Consider the following 21969-nt stretch of genomic DNA (forward strand, 5'->3'; position numbering starts at 1 on the left):
CAACATTGCGGGCATATTGGGGAATTGGCCGTTTATGAAAATGCAGGATGCTTTCGTTATCAAGGATCAGGTTACATGCGAGGCCATTGCGAACGCGCGCATGACATGTGGTGAGCTGCAATGACGGCCGATATCTGGATGATTGGCAGGGTCGACCAGTTCGCCATTTTAGGCGCGCACCTCGCATCCCAGGGCAGGCTTGCCCGCTGGGACAGTTTCTGGCGGCATTCCAGCCGCGGCCCCCAAACCGGTAACGTGCTTAACCGCCCCTCGCGCCAGGTCGATGCCAATCTGTCATCCGTTCCCGGTCGCCATATCCTGCCCGATCTTTTGGGCCATGTTGCACGCAAATGCCGGTTGCCGGGCTATAATCTGGCATCGGATCTGCCGTTATCGTGGCTGGCGGCCTCGCATATGCCCGCAACGGCACGCATCATGCACGGACAAGGCAATTACAGCCTTCCGGCCATGCGACGGGCGCGTAAAAACGGTGTGCTGACCATCAGCGATGTTACCGGTCAACTTGCCCCCATCCGCGCCCGACAGTTAGGCGATGAATACCGCGCCCATCACCGGAAATGGCGTGAAATATCGCCGTTTCTGGCCCGCCGCCGTGTAAGTGAAGCCCGCTTTGCCGATGCTGTTTTTGCCCCGTCGGAAACGGTTGCACAGGGTTTGGCAACCTGTGGCGTTGCCGAAAGCCACATCCATATCGTGCCATTCGATGCCCCCTTGGCCCGGCAGTGCCTTGCCCTGCGTCCTGCCCCAAATGTCGCGGTGCCCGGCCCCCCCTTTGACCTGCTTTACATTGGGGACATGGCGCTGGCAAAGGGGCTGGCAACATTGATTGACGGGTTTAAAACCCTGCGCACCCGGTCTGGCCCGGCGGTAAAACTATCCCTGATCGGTCCTGCGCGCGATTGTGCCCGATCCCTGTTGGCCCAGTTGCCAAATGGCGCAACATGGCATGGACCACAGGCCCCAGACGCCATTCTTGATGCCCTGAAAACCGCCGATTTGTTCTTGTTTCCGTCCCTTTCCGAGGGGTCCAGTCTGGCCGTGCAAGAAGCCATGGCAACCGGCCTGCCTGTTATCGCCACTGCGGCGGCAGGCAGCATCATCAAAGACGGGCATAGCGGCGTTTTAATCCCGCCGCGCGATCCAGATGCCCTTGTTCTTGCCGTCACACGGCTGATGCAGGACCGCGCGCTGGCAGCAAAACTGGGGCAAAATGCAAAAAATGCCATCGCCGCCCAACTTGGCGAAGGATATGGCAACCGGGTTTGTGCAGCCTATGACCGGGTATTAACCCGTCATGGATAATCGCGCCCCGCTTTGGATGATTGCGGCAACCGTGCTGAACCGGGCGGGGGGATGGATCATGGTCCTGATTTTGGGCCATGCCATTGCCCCCGGTCTTCTCGCCGATTATTTCAGCGCCATTGTTACCATTGGCGTGGCCGTTAGCCTTACCCAGGCGGGTTGTGGGCCCTTGCTGGTGCGGCTGGCGCAAAACCGGCAAAGACAGGCGATTATCGCCATTGTCATGCTGCGCATTGGCCTTGCGCTAACGGCTATTGTCCTCTTGGCCCCCCGCCTGCCGCCTGTCGCATGGCCCGTTCTTATTATGCCACTGGCCGCTGCCCTGTCGCCCGACTGGATCATCACTGCCCGCCTGCAATTTCACCGCATTCTGGCAATAGGCAGTCTTGGCCAAATTGCCGGTATCGCCATCGCACTTTATGCCAGCACCAGTGCCAATGGCGTAGCGTGGCTTTATGCCTGCGCACCTGCGATAAGCCTCACATCCTGCCTGGCATCGGCTTTTGGGGCAGGGTCTGGCCGACATGACATCGCACAAAACGCCGGAGCCTCGGCCAATACCCTGAACATCAAAATCTGGCCGCAACTGGTTTTATTCACCTTGCTGGCGGGGTTATTACCCAATATTGATATTGCGTTTGTGCAATCCGCACTTCCGCCTGGCGACCACGATGTGCTGATGCTGGTGCATCGCCTGTTACTATTGTGCGCTGCCGGTTTTAGCGCCATATCCGGGGTGTTGTTTGCGCAAAAACAAACCGGGGCCGGGCGCGATATCTGGCTGTTACTGCCCGCAAGTTTTATCGCCCTTGGCTTGCTGGTTCTGCCCGATACGGCCTTAACCCTGCTATTTGGGCACAGCACCGAACAAAGCGCTGACATATTACGCATAGCCGCCCCATGGCCGCTTCTGTTAGCACTTGTGCTGCGGCAAGTTTTGATCCTGCAGGAACACCCCGGGCATTTGCCCCTGGCAGCACTGGCACTGGCCATTTGTGTAAGCAGTGCCTGGGCGCTGGCACAGTTGGGCTCGGCCAGCAGCATTCTTGTGGCCATGAATACCAAACTGGCTGTTTTGGCAGTGCTGTTTGTTGTCGCCACACGGTTTAACATCTGGCAAAGGCAGCCCTCATGCCAGAACTAATATCGCGCATTATTGATAACCGCCTGATCAGCGGCAGCTTCGGCACCGTTACTTTTGGTCCGTGGGGGGTCGAGGCATCGGACCGCATTTCATTTCTGACCCTTGATGATCACAGCCGCCATGTGCAACATGCGCGATCAGACGTTGATTTTCAAAATTCACGCTGGCAGTTAGAATATCAAACCCGCCATCCACAGGGGAGCAATGCCATCACCTTATCGGCCCGTTTTACCGCCATAACCGGCGGTCCCCTGCAGGATGCGGTCATCCGGCTGGTGTTTGACAAATCCGCAATTGACCATGGCATCATTGCCGGGCAAAAAGTTTATCATCGCGATAGCGACAAATACCGTCTGTTTCCGACACGCAAGGTTCAATTGCAAACCCGCGATCATCACAAAATTGATGTGACACTGGACCACGCCGACGGGGCCGGGCGCTTTGCCCCCTATATGTATTTGCGTGACCGCGATGCATGCTGGATTATTCACGCACGCCTGCTGCCAACCGCGCCGATAGACGATATCTGGCTGCGCTGGGCCAACCGTTTTTTTACGCTAACCTGCCCGCAAAAACTGGCCCGCCTGATATGGCGATTTCCCGGTGGCAAGGCCTTGCTGTGGCGATTGCGCGAAAGATGGGGCCGCCACGCCCCGGAAATACAGGCAGTGCCGCTCAACATTTTAAAGCCGGGCCAAAGCCTGTATCTGGAGGTCACATGCCGGTTTTCATAAACCCGCCAGATAGCGATACAAAAACAATGACGGCGCCGCCGACCCCTGAAACCCATGCAGCAGACCAGACACCACAAAGCCGGGCGCATCGCCTGGCAAAACTGATTGCCGATATACTTTGTGCCCAACAAAGCCCGGATGGCAATTTTCCGCAACACAGTTTTTATGCCACCGCCTTTGCCGTTGCCCTGTGGCAGGGGCTGGGAGGCAATAAATATCAACCTGCCATCACGGCCGCGATTGATGCCTTGCAAAATCAGGCCAATGACCCGGACTATCATCGCGAATTTATCGAATTTGCCTTGTATCAGGCACCCGGCATTTCACAAGATATGCGCAAGCGCATTCTGGCGGGCAAACGCTATCGCAATGCCCGTGTCGCCAACTGGCTGATCTTGCGGATGTTATGCCTGGAAAAAGGAAACCGGCCATCACGCCTTGTTGCCCGTGTGATGTGGCGCATGATCTCGCGCCATTTTCGCGATGGTGCTGCTTTTATGGACCGTAAAGGCAGCTTTTCGGCGCAATATCATGCCTTTTGCGCCACCCTGCTGAGTTTCAGCACCCGGCCCGTTTGTCGCGAGGCGGGGCACATGGCAACCGGGCTGATAACGGAACTGGTGGCAACAACCGGCCACGCCAACCTGATTGGCCGGGGGGCCGGGCAAAGTTTTGGCACCGTTAGCGCCCTTTATGCCCTGCTAAATGCCGGTGAAAATACCTGTGCCACCATTTTGCTGGATCAGATCGAACAAAGCCTGATCGCAAACGGCACATTGCCGCTTAATCTGCTGGCAAAAGGCGGCGGACATTCCAGCGCTCCGTCCGCCCCGTTTTTCGCCCAATCGCAAACACCAATGCCCGCATCGCCCTTTGCCAATCCCGGTGCCGATACCGCCCTGCCCGCAAATGTCATGCCGCTACGCGCCCATTCCATCCCCGCCACCTATCACCCGTTCAAACCTTCATCGGATGCGACCCTCGCTGATAAAGCAGACCGGCCCTTCGCCCATAATCCCGGACCAGACAACCCCGAAACACCGGGCTGGTATAGCTATAACCGCGAATTTGACTATCTGGCTTTTGCCGGTTTTTTCCTGCTACGCGCGGCACAGCTTCCGCTGACAACGCCGGAAAACCCTTCGCCGCCAACCGCGCCCGCAAAACCGCAAAACCGCAAAAACATGCTTGTTTCGCCCTTTCACCATTGCAGCACGGCGCATTATTCGGCCCTGTTTAACCTGTCGGGGCGTGCGCCCTACGACGTTACCCCGATGCCGGTTGTGACGTCCCCCGGCGGTCACATCATTTTGCCTGCTTGTGGTGGCGAACAGGATTTTGCCAGCCTGTATGGTGCCGCCAGTGTTCCGCTGCCCTGCTGCCCGCTGCGCAATCAGTTTGCCCGCTATGATACAGCAACGCATCAAGACGATACAATTTTGGTGCACTTCCATGTTGGTGGTTATATCGGAACACGGCGGATCGTCTTTTTCCCCGATGCCATCGAATTTACCGACCGCGTTGACATCAACCCGGACATCGCCATCAATGACAGCCCGGACACCACAACACCTGCGGCGCAAACCGACGATATTATCCGCCTGTTTCGGCTGTTTTTGCCCCACGACCTGCACGCAACCCAGCACCATCCCAACCGGTTATCCTTTCCACATATCGGGCTGGAAATAACCGGCTCATCGCCTTTGCATTTAACCCCGTCCAAGCATTTTTCTGCCTTCGGGCTGGCGCAAACCCTGTTTTGCCAAAAAACCGCGCTTGAGGATGGCACATGCCAGGCATCGCTGAAACTGCACTGGCTGGCAAAAAACTGATGCCGAAAAATGCCGATGCCAAAGCTGGCAAAACCATTACCGTAATCACAACAATCCACAATGGGCAGGGGCACTGGCCGGGATTTTTTGCCAATCTTAAAGCCCTGCTTGGCCAAAATGACGCGGCCATCCTTGTCGATGACGGATCATTCCCCGCCGTTTGTTTACCACCAGTCTTGCAAGACGACACCCGTGTCACGCTGTTATCCCCAGGCCGGATTGGCAGGGGGGCTGCCCTTAATTTCGCGATTTCACACGCCCGAACCGACCTTATCGCCATTCAGGATGTTGATGACCGCAGCGATCCGGCCCGCCTGCGGATAATGAAACAACTTGCGGCCCACTATCGCGATCAACTGATATTTTGCCAAGCCACCCGACAAGACGAAGCTGACGGGGTTATGCCAGCATCCCTGCCCGAAAATGCACCGCCCCGCCCGATACCGGCCGCACGGCTTTATCGCGGCAATCCGTTTCATCATTCGGGCCTCGCTTTTCCCAAAACCCTGTGGCAGATGGCGGGCGGATATGACACCACGTTGCCCTGCTGCCTTGATCTGGATTTTTATTTACGCTGTATGGCCCAATCCGGGCAGCCCCTGCAATTGCTTTCTTGCCCGCTGGTAACCCGCCACACTGGTGTTGATCGCCACTATGCCCGACTGCCTGCCAGAATTTACCATGAAACAGTTTTAAACATCCGGGCAAAATACCGGCCCCGAATCGAACCGCCATTCTGGACATATCTTTATGATTTACGGCATTTTGCCCTGGCAATTTGTGCCCGCATAAAATGGCGACAGAACAGCGATGCCTGACGCCAAGCCAACGCCAAAACACATTCTGGCCGTGGTGCATTTGCCGCCCCCCTTGCATGGGGCGGCCATCATGAACCAGCGCGCGATACGGGTTTTGCAGGCTCAATACCGGGTCACAACCTTGCCGTTGCGATTTTCCAGCGATATTTCACAAATTGGCCGGGCCAGCCATGCCAAATACATATTGGCCCTGTGCTATCTTTGCCGCCTGGTCTGGCATTTATTCACCAACCGCCCCGATCTGGTTTATTTCAGTTTTGCCCCGACCGGCCCGGCTTTTTGGCGCGACAGTCTTTATGCCATGCTGATCCGCGCTTTTGGTGTGCGCTGCGTCATTCATTTGCATGGTCGCGGGCTAAAATCCTTGCGCGATCACTCCAAAATCGCCGCATGGTTACAACGGGTTGTTTTCAAAAATCAGGTCGTGATTATTCCTGGGCACTCCCTGAAACCGGAACTGGTCGGGCTTGATTGCGACACCGCCATCCTGGCCAATTGCGTTGACATCCCTGCACCGCAAAACGCGGAGCCGCAACCCCCGCACAATCCTGGCCCCCTTCGCATCCTGTTTTTATCCAACCTGATCCGCACCAAGGGCATCGACACCCTGATTGAAGCACTTGGCCTTTTAAATAAGCGGGGCATAAGCTTCCGGTTTGACATTGCCGGTGTGCCGGGGGATGTCTCAGAGCTGCAATTACAGGAAATGCTGAACGATGCTGGTATTGCCAATAACAGCCACTATCACCGGGCCGTTGACCCGGCCAAAAGAACCACTTTGCTGCAAAACAACGATATATTCGTCTTCCCCAGCCGCTATGCCAACGAAGCCCAGCCTTTGGTGGTGCTCGAAGCCATGGCGCATGAGGTTCCTGTTATCAGCAGCAACATTGGCACCCTTGGCGATATCGTCATTGAAAACCAGACCGGCTTTGTCCTGACCGACAGCGGCGATGCGCCCCAATTGGCCGCCCATATTTTGCACGCCCATAACACACCTGCACAGCGGGCAGAAATGGCAAAGGCCGCCCGCACCTTATGCGAAACGGCCTTTCATCCCGATATTTTTGCGCAAAACCTGCGCGATATATTTGCGCGGTTGCTATAGCCCGGCTTTTACAACCGCCACAGCTCTATCCCGTCCGGGCGGTCTTCGCGGGGCAGCATGGCGCGCACATCGGCGACAAAACCTTTGCCGTTCGCCAGCATGTTTTGCACCATCGGCCAGCCGCCACCGACATAATCACGGTGCGAAACCGCCATGACCACGGCATCGGCAGGTTTAAGATCATCAAACGCACACAGCTTTAACCCGCCAAATTCGTGCGCCACTTCATCGGCATCGGCCATGGCGTCATGCACCTGCACCGTAATCCCGGCATCTTCCAATTCGCGGATAATGTCGATCACGCGGGTATTGCGAATATCGGGCACATTTTCCTTAAAGGTCAGGCCCAGAACCGTGACGGTCGGATTTACCACCCCGCCTTTGCGCAAAATCGCCCTTATTACCTTGTTGGCGACAACTTCGCCCATGCCATCATTAATCCGGCGACCGGCCAGAATAACCTGCGGGTAATAGCCCAGTTCTTCGGCCTTGTGGGTCAGGTAATAGGGATCAACGCCAATGCAGTGCCCGCCCACCAGACCGGGGGTAAAGCGCAGAAAGTTCCACTTGGTCCCGGCGGCGGCCAAAACGTCGCTGGTATCAATACCGGCGCGGTCAAAAATCAGCGACAATTCGTTCATCAGGGCAATGTTTAAATCGCGCTGGGTGTTTTCAATCACCTTGGCGGCTTCGGCAGCCTTGATGGTCGGGGCTTTGTGAATGCCTGCCGTTACCACACTGCCGTAAACTGCGGCAACGATTTCCAGCGTTTCCGGGGTCTGGCCGGAAACAACCTTGGTAATGGTGGTAAAACGGTGTTCGCGATCACCAGGGTTAATCCGCTCGGGCGAATAGCCGACCGTAAAATCAATACCAGCCTTCAGGCCCGATTGTGCTTCCAGAATCGGCACGCAAACATCTTCGGTGGCACCTGGGTAAACCGTGCTTTCATAAACAACGATGTCCCCTTTTTTCAGGATGGCACCCACCGTTTTTGACGCCGAACGCAACGGCGAAAGATCGGGCAGATTGGCCTGATCAATCGGGGTTGGTACGGTCACAATATGAAAGTCGGCCAGGGCGAGATCTGCGGCATTATCGGTCAAAAGCAGGTTCGCAGCCGCCAGTTCCGGTGCATCCACCTCGCCCGTCGCATCATGGCCCGAGCGCAATTGCGCAATCCGGTTTTTGTTAATGTCAAAGGCAACGGTTTGCCCATTATGTGTGCCAAAGGCCACCGCGACGGGCAACCCGACATATCCCAAACCAACAACCGAAATCTTGCGTCCGTGGCTCATAAAGCTGACTTTCTCATTTTCTGAAATGACCTACTGCTTCTATCGGCTGTTACAAACAGCGTCAACGCATAGCAAGACGTTCGCGGCAACTTTCAGGTTAATCGCGCCAATATTCGGCAATGAACAGCACATAGACCGTCATCAGTTCCAACCGCCCCAACAGCATAGCAACGATCAGCACCCATTTGGTCGGGTCAGACAGGGCTTCGAAATTGCCCGATGGCCCGCCTAACGCACCCAGGCCCGGCCCGGCATTTGCCATGCCCTGTGCCACCAATGTAACGGCTGAGAGAAAATCAGGCCCGGTTGCCATCACCCCGACCGATAAAACCAGCAATGTCATCATGTAGATGAAAAAGAAATTGCGCACGCCCAGAATGGTCTGGTCATCGACCGCGCGCCCGGCATAGCGGGTCAGCAAAATCTGGTTGGGCCGCACCATCTGGCGCAATTGCCGCACCAAACCGCCCCACAGAATTTGCCAGCGAAAAATCTTGATCCCGCCTGCGGTTGATCCGGCACAACCACCAATCAGCATCAGCATGAAAAACAGGCCGATGGCAAAACTGCCCCAGGCACCAAAATCGGTGGTGGCAAAACCGGTATCGGTCAAAACCGATGTCACATTAAACGCCGACACCCGCAATGCATGCCAAAGCGGCATATGGTTGGCATCCACATTCCACGCCGTCATCAACAAAATGGCCCCGACCAGCACCCCCAAAAATACCAGAACCTGGCGTTCCTGAAAAAAGGCCCGACTGCCTCTGGTAAACAAATGCGCATAAAAAATCAGGGGTAGCGCCCCGGCCGCCATAAAAACAATGCCGACAATTTCAATCGGGATCGAATTAAAATACCCCATCGAGGCATCTTTGGTCGAATAGCCGCCGGTCGCAATGGTGGCCATGGCATGGTTGATCGCATCAAAGCTACCCATACCCGCAAGGTCATAGCCAATCGCACACAACACCGACAAGCCCACATAAACCATTACCGTCAGGGCCGCCATATGCACCACGCGCGCCACCGGTTTGCCCGAAATATCCGATGATTCGGTACGAAAAAGCTGCATTCCGCCGACACGCAACATCGGCAGCAACATCATCGCCATCACAACAATGCCCACCCCGCCAATCCACTGCATCAGCGATCGCCACAGCAGCAGGCCCGGCGCCATGTTATCCAGACCGCTTAACACGGTGGAACCCGTTGTGGTCAGTGCGGACATGGTTTCAAAATAGGCATCGGTAAAACTTAGCCCAAGGCTGGAAAAATACAGCGGCAAACTGCCAAACAAACTGACCAGCACCCAGGCCGACACGGTTAACAAATACCCCGCCCGGGCATTTAACCGGTCCGACAACCCCCGGCATGACAATGCCAGCGATGCGCCAACAAACGAACACACACCGGCCGACCCGGCAAAAGCCCACCAGTCGGCATTGGCCATGCCCAGATCGACCAGCATCGGCACGACCATGGCGCATGACAACACCACCAACAGCAAACCATTAACGAACAGGACAAAACGCACGGCACTGCCAAACGGTGTCATGAATTCTCCGGGGTTGCGATGGGCAAATACCGTAACAAGGAAACAGGCCCGGCACTGCGTATCAAAAAAGACAAAGGCCGGGCAGAACACCCCGCCACCAGAAAAGAACAAATCGTGTGGCGGGCATCCTGCCTGAAAGTAACCGCCATCTGCGCACAATGCATGCCCAAAACAAAAATGGCACGCCCCGGAAGTAAGCCGTCAGGACGCGCCATTTTTAAAAATCCACCGTGATCTTAACCCTTAACCACAATATTTACCAGTTTCGGGGTCGGCTTGGCGATGTAAATCAACTTGACGATCTCTTTGCCTTCAATATGGCGAGCCACATTTTCTTCGGCCTTGGCAAGGGCCTCGACCGTGGCCTGGTCGGCATCGGCGGCCACCAGAATGGCCCCGCGTTTTTTACCATTGACCTGAACCGGCACTTCAAATTCATCGTCTTTGGCTTTTTCGGCATCAAATACCGGCCAGTCAAACCTGATCACCGATTTTTTGACGGCAAATTCATCGGGTGCCAATGTGCTTGCCAGTTCTTCGCCCAGATGCGGCGCAAACGGGGCCACCATCAAGGCAAGGGCACGAATATGATCCGCGTGAACCGCACTTTGTTTGCCAAGGGCGTTGGTCAGTTCGATCAAGGCCGCAAGGGCGGTATTGAGACGCAGATTGTCAATATCATTGCCAACCTTTTCGATGGTTTTATGCACCAGGCTGTCAATTTTCGCATCAAGCACATCGGTGCGTTCCGCCTGGGTTGCCAGTTTCCAGACATTGCCCAAAAACCGCAACATGCCGACAATGGCATCAGACTGCCACGGCTTGGAGCTATCAAGCGGCCCCATATACATTTCATAGGCCCGAAAGGTATCGATTGTATATTGATCGCAAATTTCTTCCGGTGGAATACCGTTTTTATAGCGTTTGCCCATTTTACCGGGCACGGTGATCAGGGCTTCGTCGGTTTTGGCGTTAAATGGGCGTTTTTTGCCATCGACATCGCGCATTTCAACATCATGAATGTCAACATACACGCCGCGCGCATCCGTATAGGCATCGGCCGTGATCATCCCCTGGTTAAACAATTGCTGAAACGGTTCCGGGGTTTGCACATGCCCCAGATCGAACAGCACCTTGTGCCAGAACCGCGAATACAGCAAATGCAGCACCGCATGTTCGGCCCCGCCCACATACAGATCCACCGCACCGGCCAACGGCTTGCCGTTGTCATCCAGTGTTTTGGACCAATAATCGGCCGCCTCGGGCGCAACAAAAGCCTCGTCATTATGGGCATCGAAATAGCGCAGGAAATACCAGCACGACCCGGCCCAGTTGGGCATGGAATTGGCATCGCGTTTAAACGCGCGGACCGGATATTCCACCCCGTTATGCACATAAGTTTCCCCGGCTTTGGCATCGACCGGTAAAACCGCACCGTCATCGAGCACAATCCCGGCAACTTCCATCCATTCCCTGGCACGCGCCAGCGGCGGTTCGGGTTCGGAATTGGGGTCTTCGTTTGATTGCGGTTTAAAATCGGTCATTTCAGGCAGCAAAACCGGCAAGGCGGTTTCGGCCACACCATGCACCTGCCCGGTTTCGATATCGAACAGAACCGGAAACGGTTCGCCCCAATAACGCTGGCGTGAAAACAGCCAGTCACGCAATTTATATTGCGTGCGACCCCGGCCAATGCCGTGTTGTTCCAGCCATTCAATCATCCGGGCCTTGGCATCATGGGTTGCAAGGCCATTCAGCGAAACGCCGTCATTGGCGGAATTGATGTTTTCGCCGGTGTCGGTATAGGCTGCGGCAAATGTTTCAGGTGCTTCAACATATTTTGCCAACAGCGCATCGCCTTGCAGGCCTGCGGCATCGGCGGGGGCGTTATCTTTAAGCCAGTTTTCGGTCGGGCGCGTGGTCGCCTTGATCGGCAGGTTGAACTTGCGGGCAAATTCAAAGTCACGCAGATCGCCCGACGGCACCGCCATAATGGCACCGGTGCCATAGCCCATCAAAACGTAATCGGCAATCCAGACCGGGATTTTATCGCCCGTGACCGGGTTGGTGGCATAGGCCCCGATAAACACACCGGTTTTTTCGCGTTCGGCATCGTCCTTGGCCGACACGGCCTTAACCTCGGCGGCCTGTTTGCGATAGGCGGCAACCGCGTCTTTTGCCCCCTCGACAACCAGCGCATCCACCAACGGATGTTCGGGTGCCAGCACCATATAGGTTGCCCCAAAAATGGTGTCGGGCCGGGTAGTGTAAACGGCGATTTTGCGATCGACGCCCGAAACGGTTTCAACCGGGAAATTCACCCGCGCGCCCACCGAACGGCCAATCCAGCTTTTTTGCATTTCAACAACGCCGTTGGGCCAGTTCAGCCCGGCAAGGTCAGATACCAGCCGGTCGGCATAATCGGTAATGCGCAACATCCATTGTTTGAGCGGACGTTTGTAAACCGGGTAATCGCCGCGTTCGGATTTACCTTCGTTGGTGACTTCCTCGTTCGACAAAACCGTGCCCAGCATCGGGCACCAGTTTACCGGCACTTCATCGACATAGGCCAGGCGGGCGCGGTCAATCGCGCGGCCAATGGCGGCCCCTTCGGCTTTTACACCATCGCCTACCATGCTGGCAGGCTGGGCAACGCCGTCTTCATCGAGCAACCACTCACCGGCATCCAGCAGCGGGCGCAGCTCGGCAATCGGGCGGGCCCGGCCGATGACAACTTTGCCATCCGGGCCGGTCCATTCCATTAACGGATCATAAAAGCTGTTAAACAGCTGCAGAAAAATCCACTGCGTCCATTTATAATATTCCGGGTCGGTCGAGGCAAAACGACGATGCGGGTCATGGCCCAGACCAATCACCTCGAACTGGCGCAACATATTTTCAATATTGGCTTCGGTGGTGATGCGCGGATGCTGGCCGGTTTGAATGGCAAACTGTTCGGCAGGCAGGCCAAAGGCATCAAAGCCCATGGAATGCAGAACGTTAAAGCCGCTCATGCGTTTATAGCGCGCCTTGACATCGGTGGCGATATATCCCAGCGGATGACCAATATGCAGCCCAACCCCGCTGGGATAGGGGAACATATCCAGGATCACGCTTTTCTTTTTGCTTGGGTCGAAATCGGCATCGCCAGGATTTGGGGTGCGATAAATATCGTTTTCACGCCAATATTCCTGCCAGCGTTTTTCAAACACCGAGGCACTTTCCTGATAGTTTGCCACTGTAGAGTTTGCCACTTTGGGGGTTACCACTGTCAAACTGCTCCTGCATCTGGTCAGGGTCAAACCGCGGAGAAATCTCGACACGCCCTGACCGGGTAAAATTGCGAATTAAACCTTGTTCAATAATCGGGCTTGGCCTGCGGTGCAATCCCCCATCGCATTTATCGGCGTTAAATGCTGCACATATCGGGCCTTTTCATATGCCATGCGCCCCTTCGCCCCGGGCCAGATCACCCGCATAGAACCCCTGCCTTCAACCCAGCGGTTAATACTTCACTGGCTTTTTACGTAAAAATATGCCAGTGTTGTTGTTGTAAAATTAACGCGCGTTCCCCCGAACGATCGCAGGAGTTGGAAAATGGACATCCTTGTTGGTGGCCAAAATATTCAAAATGCCGGAATATCAACACGTTCTGCCCAGGCTTATTTGCCCGGCGGAGATAGTGCATCTGGCAAGAATGGCTCTCAGATCGGCAAAGACTCGGGATCGAATATTTTTGGCGATGCCACCAAAATTTCGCTTTCCAGTGGCTCTGCCCAGGCGCTGACCACGGATCAGATGGTTTCGGCAATTAATGAACAACTGTCTGGTTCCGGGCTGTCGATCGAAGGTGTTAATCCTGATGATTACACACCCGAAGCCGTTGCTGACCGGATTTTAGGCGCGGTTTCCAACCTGATTACGGCGCGGGCCGAAAACGGGGACGAAGCGCGCAATATTCTGTCCGAGGCATCCAAGGGGATTGCCAAGGGCATTGATCAGGCGCGCGACCTTCTTGAAGGTCTTGGTGCGCTCAATGAAACGGTTACAGCCAGCATCAATGACACGCAACAGCGCCTTGATGATGGTTTGAAATCGCTTGATGCCCGTATCACCGAACTGTTTGGCCCGAAGAAGGACGACACTGTTGCGGCCGCCAAACCGGAAGGTGATAAACAGACCATTCAGACCCAGATTACGCAAACAGCGCAGGCCAGCCAGTATTCGGCACAATCTGCCGTGGCTCAGAACCGAAACCGCCCGCAATTTGGTGCCTATAACTGAAATTAAACGGCAAACAGGGCACAGAACTACACTCTGAAGCTGTTTGTTATTTTTTTCGATAAAATTCACCTTGGGATATTGAAAAACCCTGAAGGTCACCGACATCGAAAAACAGAATAAGACCGAGCAAGCCGCAAGAAGCAGACCGACCTGACACTCATATGTCAGGTCGGTCTTTTTTATGCGCCTGCAGACCATCTCTTATGTATAAATTTGTCTGAGCAAAATGTGAAACGACGCCCGTTCACAAAATCCGGGCCTGTCCAAAAGCAGGTGGTTTTAAAGATTTAACCTTTACAGGGGCTTTTTTGAAAATAACGGTTTGCCGTTGCACGTTGCACATTGCCCGCAATCCCCCGTCCAGCTCAAAAAAACAAAAAGGCCGGGAGGATAAAACAAACCCGCCCCGCACGGGAACAAAGCGCAGGCTGCGTGGTTCAATAGGTTAACAAATTAATAAGGAGAACACCGATGCGGGCCATCACCGTCCCCTTACGCGCCTTTGTCGCTGGCGCAGTTTCACTGCTTGCTTTTCCCGCCTTTGCTGAAGTCACGGCCACCGCGACCTTCCACAATATTGAAGGAACCAATATTGGCACGGCCAAGCTGACCCAAACCACGGGCGGCGTCGTGATCATGACTGCGCTAACCGGCCTTCCGGCGGACCAATGGGTGGCCTTTCACATTCATGAAAACGGTGAATGCGACACAGCCAGCGCCTTTACAACCGCGGGGGGCCATTTCAACCCCACTAAAAATCCACATGGTTTTCTGGTTCCAAACGGCCCGCATGCCGGGGACATGCCCAACCAATATGTCAATGAACTAGACAAAATGTTCAGTCAGGTCATCAACACCCGGGTCATCCTTGATGGCGGTGCCAATGCCATTCGCGGCAAAGCCATCGTTATCCATGCCGGTGAAGACGATTATATGTCCCAGCCTTCCGGTGCTGCGGGGGACCGTATCGCTTGCGCGATTATTGAATGAACAGGCCAATGAACAGGCCTGGGCAACCGCAAAAACCACGTAGCCTGACATGCCCAAATATCATTCTTAAAGAATAACTGGCTTTGAAGTGCCGCCGATGCCAATGGCCCGGCGGCAAGAAGACGTTTTACGATGGAAAAGCATGTTTACGCCCCTCCCCACCGGGAGGACAAACAATTGCGGCCCCCGACCTGTGCCAAATGTCGCATTTTCCACATTCATTTCAGGCCGCCAATACTATCGCAGACAAAAAAGCGGGCGCACAAAGCACCCGCTTTAACTTCATCATGCCGTCAAAAACCTAATCGTCATTGCTGACTTCGTCTTCGCTCATATTGGTCATGCTTTCGGCGATCAAACCGGCACTTTCGCGAATGGCGCGTTCAATTTCGTTGGTCATTTCCGGGTTGTCACGCAGGAAGTTTTTGGCGTTTTCACGCCCCTGGCCAACACGGGTGGAATTATAGGAAAACCACGACCCCGATTTTTCCACGATCCCGGCTTTGACACCCAGATCAAGGATTTCACCCATCTTGGAAACGCCTTCGCCATACATGATGTCAAACTCGACCTGCTTGAACGGCGCGGCCATTTTGTTTTTAACAACCTTGACCCGTGTCTGGTTGCCGACAACCTCGTCACGGTCCTTGATCTGACCGATGCGACGAATATCCAAACGGACAGAGGCATAAAACTTAAGCGCGTTACCACCGGTCGTGGTTTCCGGGCTGCCAAACATCACACCGATTTTCATGCGGATCTGGTTGATAAAAATAACCATGCAGTTGGACCGCGAAACCGAACTGGTCAGTTTACGCAAGGCCTGGCTCATCAAACGGGCCTGCAAGCCGACATGGGTATCGCCCATTTCACCTTCAAGTTCGGCACGCGGAACAAGAGCAGCCACGGAATCGACCACCAGCACATCAATGGCACCAGAACGCACCAGTGTATCGGAAATTTCCAACGCCTGTTCACCGGCATCGGGCTGTGAAATCAGCAATTCGTCGACATTAACGCCAAGTTTGCGGGCATATCCCGGGTCAAGCGCGTGCTCGGCATCAACAAAGGCACAGGTGCCGCCCGCTTTTTGGGCTTCGGCAATCACATGCAGGGCCAGGGTTGTTTTACCCGAGCTTTCAGGGCCATAAATTTCAACAATACGGCCTTTGGGCAAGCCGCCAATACCAAGTGCAATATCGAGCCCGAGCGAACCGGTTGAAATTGCCGAAATGTCAATAACACTGCCACGCTGCCCCAACTTCATGATCGAGCCCTTGCCAAAGGCGCGTTCGATCTGCCCCAGGGCGGCTTCGAGTGCTTTTTGCTTATCCATAGTATCCTTATCCACCAAATTCAGCGCGGTTTGAATCATTGCTCGAACTCTCTTATTCCACAGGGCCGGGTCAGATGCAACGCGGGCGGTTCCCCGGTCCGAAATGCGGAACGCCACCGCTGGGTACCCTGCATGGAAAAATGGAACGTATCGCTGTTTTTCCACACAGGGGCGTTGAGAACATAATGCGAACACTGTCACATCCTTTTGGATGTTGCAAGTTTGTTCTCATTTCTTCCCTCAGAAATTTGCCTGCTAAAATCAATTTAATGAAAACAGAGATTTTAAGCCCGACAATGCAATGACAAAACCGCTAAAGCATCCCCCTCGCCAGCGAACCGAACACGATCAGGTAATGATTTTCAGGTGTTCGTGCTTGTGGGTGTGTCCGTCATCGCTGTGGCGGTGGGCCTCGACATGCAATTCACCCGGCACGATATAAAGACTGCCGTGACGCACACCGGCCTGGGCCAGGATCTGATCGGCGAATTTGCGGATATCGCCGAGTTTACCTTTCAGCGTCACAATTTCAAGGCAGGTATCATGATCAATGTGGAAATGAACCGTTGAAACGGTCAGATCATGATGCTCGTGCTGCGCCGACATCAAACGGCTGGCCAGCATCCGTTCTTCATGATCATAAACATAATTCAGAACAGCAATGCCACTGCCGTTTTTGTCTTCGGCCAGTTGTTCCTGTTGCAGTTTTTCGCGGATCAGGTCGCGAAACCCTTCGGATCGGTTGGTATAGCCGCGCCCGTCCAGAAATGCATCGAACGCCGACATCAAATCATCCTCGATCGAGACGGTGACACGCGTCATACAAACTTCCTTTCCCAAATCATCCGTTATACCTGCCTACTTCAACATCATTGCTGACAGTTTTACAAAGGATGGCAGATGTTTCAATCAAACTTCGCAACAGCCTTTATCATAGCAGCCCCTGCGGACGGATTGATGATACAGGCCCGATCAGGCACCGTTCATTGAATTCTGACAAATTCAAACATTCCCGATACGAAGGGTGACAACCACAAAAATGCCTCATATGATTCAAATGCATAAACGGACAGCGACTTCCCTGTCATTTTCCGCTCCGTTTAAGCATTTGCTCGTGTCCCACAGATATTTTATCTGTTTAACTAACAGCCGTGCTTTTTTAAGTATGGCTGTTTTTTTTATTTACAGCAAAAACAGCACGGCAACACCGGCAAAGGCCATACAGGTACCAATCACGGCCTGCACGCCAACGGGTTTGCGCAAGATCACAGCTTCATAAACAATCAGCAAAACCGGCGGTGTTGCCATTAAGGTACTGGCAATACCAACATTGGCGTTTTGCACCGCCAGCATCGACAACCACACCCCCATGGCCGGGCCGATAAAAGCACCCAGCATCAGCCATCTGCGCACATCGGGTGCCGTGCATGACACCAGGGTTCGGCGCACACGACCGGTAAGGGCGGCAATACCCCACATAATCAGGACGGCAACCAAGGTGCGTATCCATGTCGCAGACAGGGCCGAATACCCGCCAATCAGCGCGTATTTCGCTGTAATCAGATTGGCAACCTGGCCCATTGCCCCGCCCAGCCCGCACAAAATGCCGATCAGATACTGGCGCCCGTTCAAGTTGGCCGGTCGCCCCTTGCGGATCATGATCACGGTCAGAATGCCGCCAACCCCCAGGGCCACCCCGCCGATCTGGCCTGGGCTTAAAACCTCGTCGAACAGAAACCATGCCAGCACCGTGCCCATGATCGGCACCGATGACATCATCAGCATCGATAACCGCGCCCCCAACACGACAAAGGCGTGAAACAGCATGGCATCGCCAATCACCAGCCCCAAAACCGATGAAAGGGTGAGCCACCCCAATTGTTCGGGCGTGGTGGCATGCGGCCAGGGTTGACCTTCAACCAGCCAGTGGAGAACCGTCAGACAGATAATTGAACATAATAACCGCCCGCGATTAACACTTTGCGCCCCGGCCTTGCCGCCAATATTGGAAAAAATCATGCTCGACGTGGCCCAGGTCAGGGCCGCCGTCATGGCGGCAGCTTCACCGAAAAAAGGGATCATGCAAGGGGCATCCAATCGGGAGACGCGAAGTCTCGTCTGAAAAGGCAGCAAAACCAAAAAGTGTTTCAATCACATATCGGGCAAATTCGCAATCGGAACGAACAGGGGGATGTGCTCCTGATATTGAAAAACAAGGACCCCGAAAGGCGGTACTGCAGACGGTTTAAACCCGTTTTTGTGATGCCAAAAACGGTTGAAATACATACTATAATTGAAATTGTTTTATTGCCCCCATTATCAACCTGAGGAATAATTATTGGAAATTGTATAAACAGGGGAGACTACACGATGGATTCAAAGCAGCCTCATAAACAAGGACTTAAACGTCGCGATTTTTTGGCAGGTGTTGGGGCGGGGGCGATCCTGATGGCGTTTCCCATGATCGCAAAATCGGCGATCAGCAGTGCCAATGCCGCACAGGCCGCCCCCAAAGGGGCAAAAATTGCCAGGCTGGGCATTTATCCTGCCATTGGTATTTCGCGTGTGGGCGGCAGCAAGCAATGGTTTTTGGCCCCCGAGGTTCCCGGCCTGCCGCCGCACCCCGAAGGCGGGTTCAAGGATGGGCGGCAACTGATCAAAAAGCAGGTCCAGCGGTTTCGCATTTACGCGTTTGACAACGAGGACCGCGTGATTGGCGAAATTACCGGCAATGATGCCACCATCAACTGGCAGGTCCATGTCGCCAATACCAAAGCCGCCTGGTACGGGTTTAACAACCCGCTTGATAATGGCGACCTGGCCCCCGGCCTGCCCGGCCAGATGCGCAACCAGTATTTCGTATCCGACAAAAAGCGCGAACAAATGCTGGTCATTGATGGCGGTGCCACATCGATTTCGGGCAAAGGCACGAACAAGGATGGCGGCATGGATGATTTTGCCATGGGCGGTTCTTTTTATGGTGACAACCCGGTCGGTCTTGGCGAAGTGCGCACCGATGATGACGGGCGCTTGCTGGTCTTTCCCCCCGATGGCAAATCGTCCAGCCCGGTAAATGCCGGTATTACCAGCTTTGCTGACAATGACGGCTGGCACGATGACTGGTGCGATGGCCCGGTCACCGCCAAAGTGACATTGGGCGATGGCACCGAAATGGCGGCAGAAGGGGCATGGATTGCCTGTGTCGGCCCCAATTTTGCCCCGGAAATTCCGCCAATCACCACCCTGTATGACGTGATTGACGATTTGAACGTTGCGCAAAAATGGTCCGCCGCCCCCAGCGAACCGCTATCGTTTCGCAAATATATTTACCCCACCTTCCGCCGCCTGGCCCTGATGGAATGGCTGACCAATGCCGCCAATCTGCGCGAAGGCTGGTTGAATGTGGGCAATTTTTCGGACCCTGCCTATATTGCCAAACTGGCCGATCCTTCGCCGGAAAACAAAAAGTTCCGCGAGGATGTCTTTGCCAAATTCCGCAATCCGGAAAATACCGGCCCCGATGCCTATAAAGAAGAACAGCTTAAAATGCCCTATATGCTGGGTGACGGGGTTAATTATGATGGCAGCCCGCTGCAATGGTTTCAGTTTCCCAAGCTGCAATATTCCTATTTAAAAGCCTGGGCGGCGGGCAATTTTGTCGATGATTTCAAGGATGAAAAAGCCGACGCCATTCAGGCACTTGACGACATGGATGTGGCCCTGCGCCCCCATGCCTTAACCGAAGCCGCCCTTGAACCCTGTTCGGGCGGAGCGTTTCACCCCGGCGTGGAACTGACCTATTATTTGCGGCTGGCCCCGATGTATGAACGCAACCGCACCCAAAATGCCGAACCGTTTCGCATTGCGCATGGCAACCGGCCCAGCCTGATCCAGAATATTGGCCGCTTGCTGACGCCGGAAAAGGCATTTAACGGCGGCAATGGCGCCCCGCCGCCGATTGGCCCGCAAATGCCGGGCGATTTAACCCGCTGGATGGGCCTGCCGTGGCAATGCGATGCCTTTAGCTGCCAGCAGGTTCTGATGCAGTCGGAATTTCCCACCGCCGTCTGGTGGCCGGCATTGCTGCCAATTGATGTACTGCCGGAACGCTATTACGACGAAATGATGCGCACCGACCTTTCGACGGCCGAACGCGAAAAGTTCTTTGAAAACCGTGTGCCGTGGTCGCGCGGGGTCGCGGGCATTGGCTATCATGCCAATGGCAGTTACTGGGATGGCATCACCAACATGATTTCGCTGTGGCAACGCATGGGGTTTGTGGTGCGCAAACCTGGCCCCAGCGATGACAAACGCCCCGAAAAAATTCCGGCAGAAATGTTCGTTGAAATGGAACGCAGTGACATGGAAATGAATTATTTCTGGACACCGGAAGACGGTGAATTGCCGAAATGAGCCGTGCCAGAATTGCTGTCATCGGCGGCGGCATTGCCGGGGCCGCATCCTGCATTGCGCTTGCACAATGCGGGGTGCGCCCGATTTGGGTTGCCCCCGCCCCCACACCGGATCGCGACCGGATTGGCGAAACATTATCGCCTGCCGCCAACACCATTCTGGCCAATCTGGGGCTTGCCCATTTGTTAACCCGCCCGATCCACCGGGCGGCAAATACCAGTTTTTCAGCCTGGGGCAGCGATCAGTTACATGAACGAAATGCCATTGTGCATCTTGAAGGGCCAGGATGCGTCCTGGACCGGGCCGGTTTTGAACATGACCTGTTCTCCGCCGCCCTAAAATGCTGTGCCACCCATATTGACAGCACCGTGCAGCGCGCCAGCCTGAACGGCAAGAATTGGGACGTCACCCTGACCAATGGCGCGAAGCACAGCTTTCGCTATGCCATGGACTGCACAGGACGCAGCAGCACCCTTGCCATCACCCAAGGCGAACGGCACCGGGCGGATCAGCTCGTTGCGGCACATTGCTTTTTAAACCAGACCGATACAGATATAGAGCCAACACCGGCAACACTGATTGAAACGGCTAAGGACGGCTGGTGGTATGCCGCCCTTTTGCCCGGCGGCCGCATGGTGATCAGCTATTTTTCCGATCCCGATCTGTTGCCCGCCGGGATCAGCCGGGATTTTGCCACATGGTCCACACAGGTGGCAAATACCCGCCACATCGCCCGCTGGATCGACAGTGCCGGTTTTTGCCTGGGCGATCTGCCGATGCTGGCTAGTGCCGGCACAACATGGATGACACCGGTAACCGGGCATAACTGGGTTGCAGTCGGCGATGCCGCCGCCGCGTTTGACCCGCTCTCATCGCACGGAATGACAACGGCCCTGTGGATGGCCCGCCAGGCCAGCCACGCCATCTGCGCCAGCCAAAAAGGCCAAACCGACGCCCTGACATCCTATGAGGCGGCGGTTAAAAAAGGCGTCGCCGATTTTTTGGTCCAGCGGCAAAAAATCTATCAGCAGGAAAAACGGTTTGACGGATCGGTGTTCTGGCAGCGCCGACAGAAAAATCAGATGTAAAAGCAATTATCGATGACAATAACTTGTTGAGAATGGGGTCGGC

At 54.8% G+C, this 21969-nt stretch carries 16 protein-coding genes; 10 read left to right on the top strand and 6 right to left on the bottom strand.

Annotation, left to right across the window (positions count from 1 at the left end; translation table 11 throughout):
* Positions 1-120 precede the first annotated feature (120 nt).
* From AAC086_RS15695 to AAC086_RS15720, 6 genes are read left to right on the top strand one after another with little or no spacing between them, the layout of a single operon-like run.
* Complete coding sequence (locus tag AAC086_RS15695; protein WP_339780024.1) at positions 121-1323, top strand: glycosyltransferase family 4 protein; 1203 nt, start codon at positions 121-123, stop codon at positions 1321-1323.
* Complete coding sequence (locus tag AAC086_RS15700; RefSeq protein WP_339780026.1) at positions 1316-2467, top strand: hypothetical protein; 1152 nt, start codon at positions 1316-1318, stop codon at positions 2465-2467. Before AAC086_RS15695 ends, AAC086_RS15700 begins: the two co-directional genes overlap by 8 nt.
* Positions 2455-3201 carry a hypothetical protein gene (locus tag AAC086_RS15705; protein ID WP_339780028.1) on the top strand — a complete coding sequence of 249 codons (747 nt, stop codon included), beginning with the start codon at positions 2455-2457 and terminating at the stop codon, positions 3199-3201. Before AAC086_RS15700 ends, AAC086_RS15705 begins: the two co-directional genes overlap by 13 nt.
* Complete coding sequence (locus tag AAC086_RS15710) at positions 3186-5033, top strand: hypothetical protein (RefSeq protein WP_339780030.1); 1848 nt, start codon at positions 3186-3188, stop codon at positions 5031-5033. The genes AAC086_RS15705 and AAC086_RS15710 overlap by 16 nt, the downstream gene beginning before the upstream one ends.
* Positions 4991-5851 carry a glycosyltransferase family 2 protein gene (locus tag AAC086_RS15715; protein ID WP_339780032.1) on the top strand — a complete coding sequence of 287 codons (861 nt, stop codon included), beginning with the start codon at positions 4991-4993 and terminating at the stop codon, positions 5849-5851. The genes AAC086_RS15710 and AAC086_RS15715 overlap by 43 nt, the downstream gene beginning before the upstream one ends.
* Positions 5844-6959 carry a glycosyltransferase family 4 protein gene (locus tag AAC086_RS15720; protein WP_339780034.1) on the top strand — a complete coding sequence of 372 codons (1116 nt, stop codon included), beginning with the start codon at positions 5844-5846 and terminating at the stop codon, positions 6957-6959. Before AAC086_RS15715 ends, AAC086_RS15720 begins: the two co-directional genes overlap by 8 nt.
* An 8-nt stretch (positions 6960-6967) precedes the next feature.
* Here AAC086_RS15720 and AAC086_RS15725 read toward each other — a convergent pair whose 3' ends face one another.
* From AAC086_RS15725 to leuS, 3 genes are all read right to left on the bottom strand, one after another.
* Positions 6968-8257 carry a nucleotide sugar dehydrogenase gene (locus AAC086_RS15725; RefSeq protein ID WP_339780036.1) on the bottom strand — a complete coding sequence of 430 codons (1290 nt, stop codon included), beginning with the start codon at positions 8255-8257 and terminating at the stop codon, positions 6968-6970.
* Between the two features lie 97 nt (positions 8258-8354).
* A complete protein-coding gene (locus AAC086_RS15730) occupies positions 8355-9815 on the bottom strand; it encodes a TrkH family potassium uptake protein (RefSeq protein WP_339780038.1) in 1461 nt (486 codons plus the stop codon).
* Between the two features lie 236 nt (positions 9816-10051).
* On the bottom strand, positions 10052-13084 hold the full coding sequence (gene leuS, locus AAC086_RS15735; protein WP_339780192.1) for a leucine--tRNA ligase: 3033 nt from the start codon (positions 13082-13084) through the stop codon (positions 10052-10054).
* 328 nt (positions 13085-13412) lie between these two features.
* Here leuS and AAC086_RS15740 point away from each other — a divergent pair, with 328 nt between their 5' ends.
* Together AAC086_RS15740 and AAC086_RS15745 are read left to right on the top strand one after the other, a co-directional pair.
* The gene (locus AAC086_RS15740) at positions 13413-14099 is read left to right on the top strand and encodes a DUF5610 domain-containing protein (RefSeq protein WP_339780040.1); all 687 of its coding nucleotides are present in this window, start codon (positions 13413-13415) and stop codon (positions 14097-14099) included.
* Between the two features lie 471 nt (positions 14100-14570).
* Complete coding sequence (locus tag AAC086_RS15745) at positions 14571-15089, top strand: superoxide dismutase family protein (protein ID WP_339780042.1); 519 nt, start codon at positions 14571-14573, stop codon at positions 15087-15089.
* A gap of 301 nt (positions 15090-15390) precedes the next feature.
* On the opposite strand, the gene recA is transcribed toward AAC086_RS15745, so the two are convergent.
* From recA to AAC086_RS15760, 3 genes are all read right to left on the bottom strand, one after another.
* Positions 15391-16464 (bottom strand): recombinase RecA, encoded by a 1074-nt coding sequence (recA, locus tag AAC086_RS15750; RefSeq protein WP_339780043.1) that lies wholly within the window; start codon positions 16462-16464, stop codon positions 15391-15393.
* 309 nt (positions 16465-16773) lie between these two features.
* On the bottom strand, positions 16774-17247 hold the full coding sequence (gene nikR / locus AAC086_RS15755; protein ID WP_339780045.1) for a nickel-responsive transcriptional regulator NikR: 474 nt from the start codon (positions 17245-17247) through the stop codon (positions 16774-16776).
* Positions 17248-17607: 360 nt separating this feature from the next.
* Positions 17608-18507 (bottom strand): DMT family transporter, encoded by a 900-nt coding sequence (locus tag AAC086_RS15760; RefSeq protein ID WP_339780047.1) that lies wholly within the window; start codon positions 18505-18507, stop codon positions 17608-17610.
* A gap of 288 nt (positions 18508-18795) precedes the next feature.
* On the opposite strand from AAC086_RS15760, the gene goxA reads away from it, so the two are divergent.
* Both goxA and goxB read left to right on the top strand, forming a co-directional pair.
* Positions 18796-20838: a CTQ-dependent glycine oxidase GoxA gene (gene goxA, locus AAC086_RS15765; protein ID WP_339780049.1), complete on the top strand. Its 2043-nt coding sequence runs from the start codon at positions 18796-18798 to the stop codon at positions 20836-20838.
* The gene (goxB, locus tag AAC086_RS15770; protein ID WP_339780051.1) at positions 20835-21926 is read left to right on the top strand and encodes a glycine oxidase maturase GoxB; all 1092 of its coding nucleotides are present in this window, start codon (positions 20835-20837) and stop codon (positions 21924-21926) included. Before goxA ends, goxB begins: the two co-directional genes overlap by 4 nt.
* Positions 21927-21969: the final 43 nt, after the last annotated feature.

Origin of the sequence: uncultured Thalassospira sp. (assembly GCF_963976115.1) — a bacterium.
Lineage (GTDB): Bacteria > Pseudomonadota > Alphaproteobacteria > Rhodospirillales > Thalassospiraceae > Thalassospira.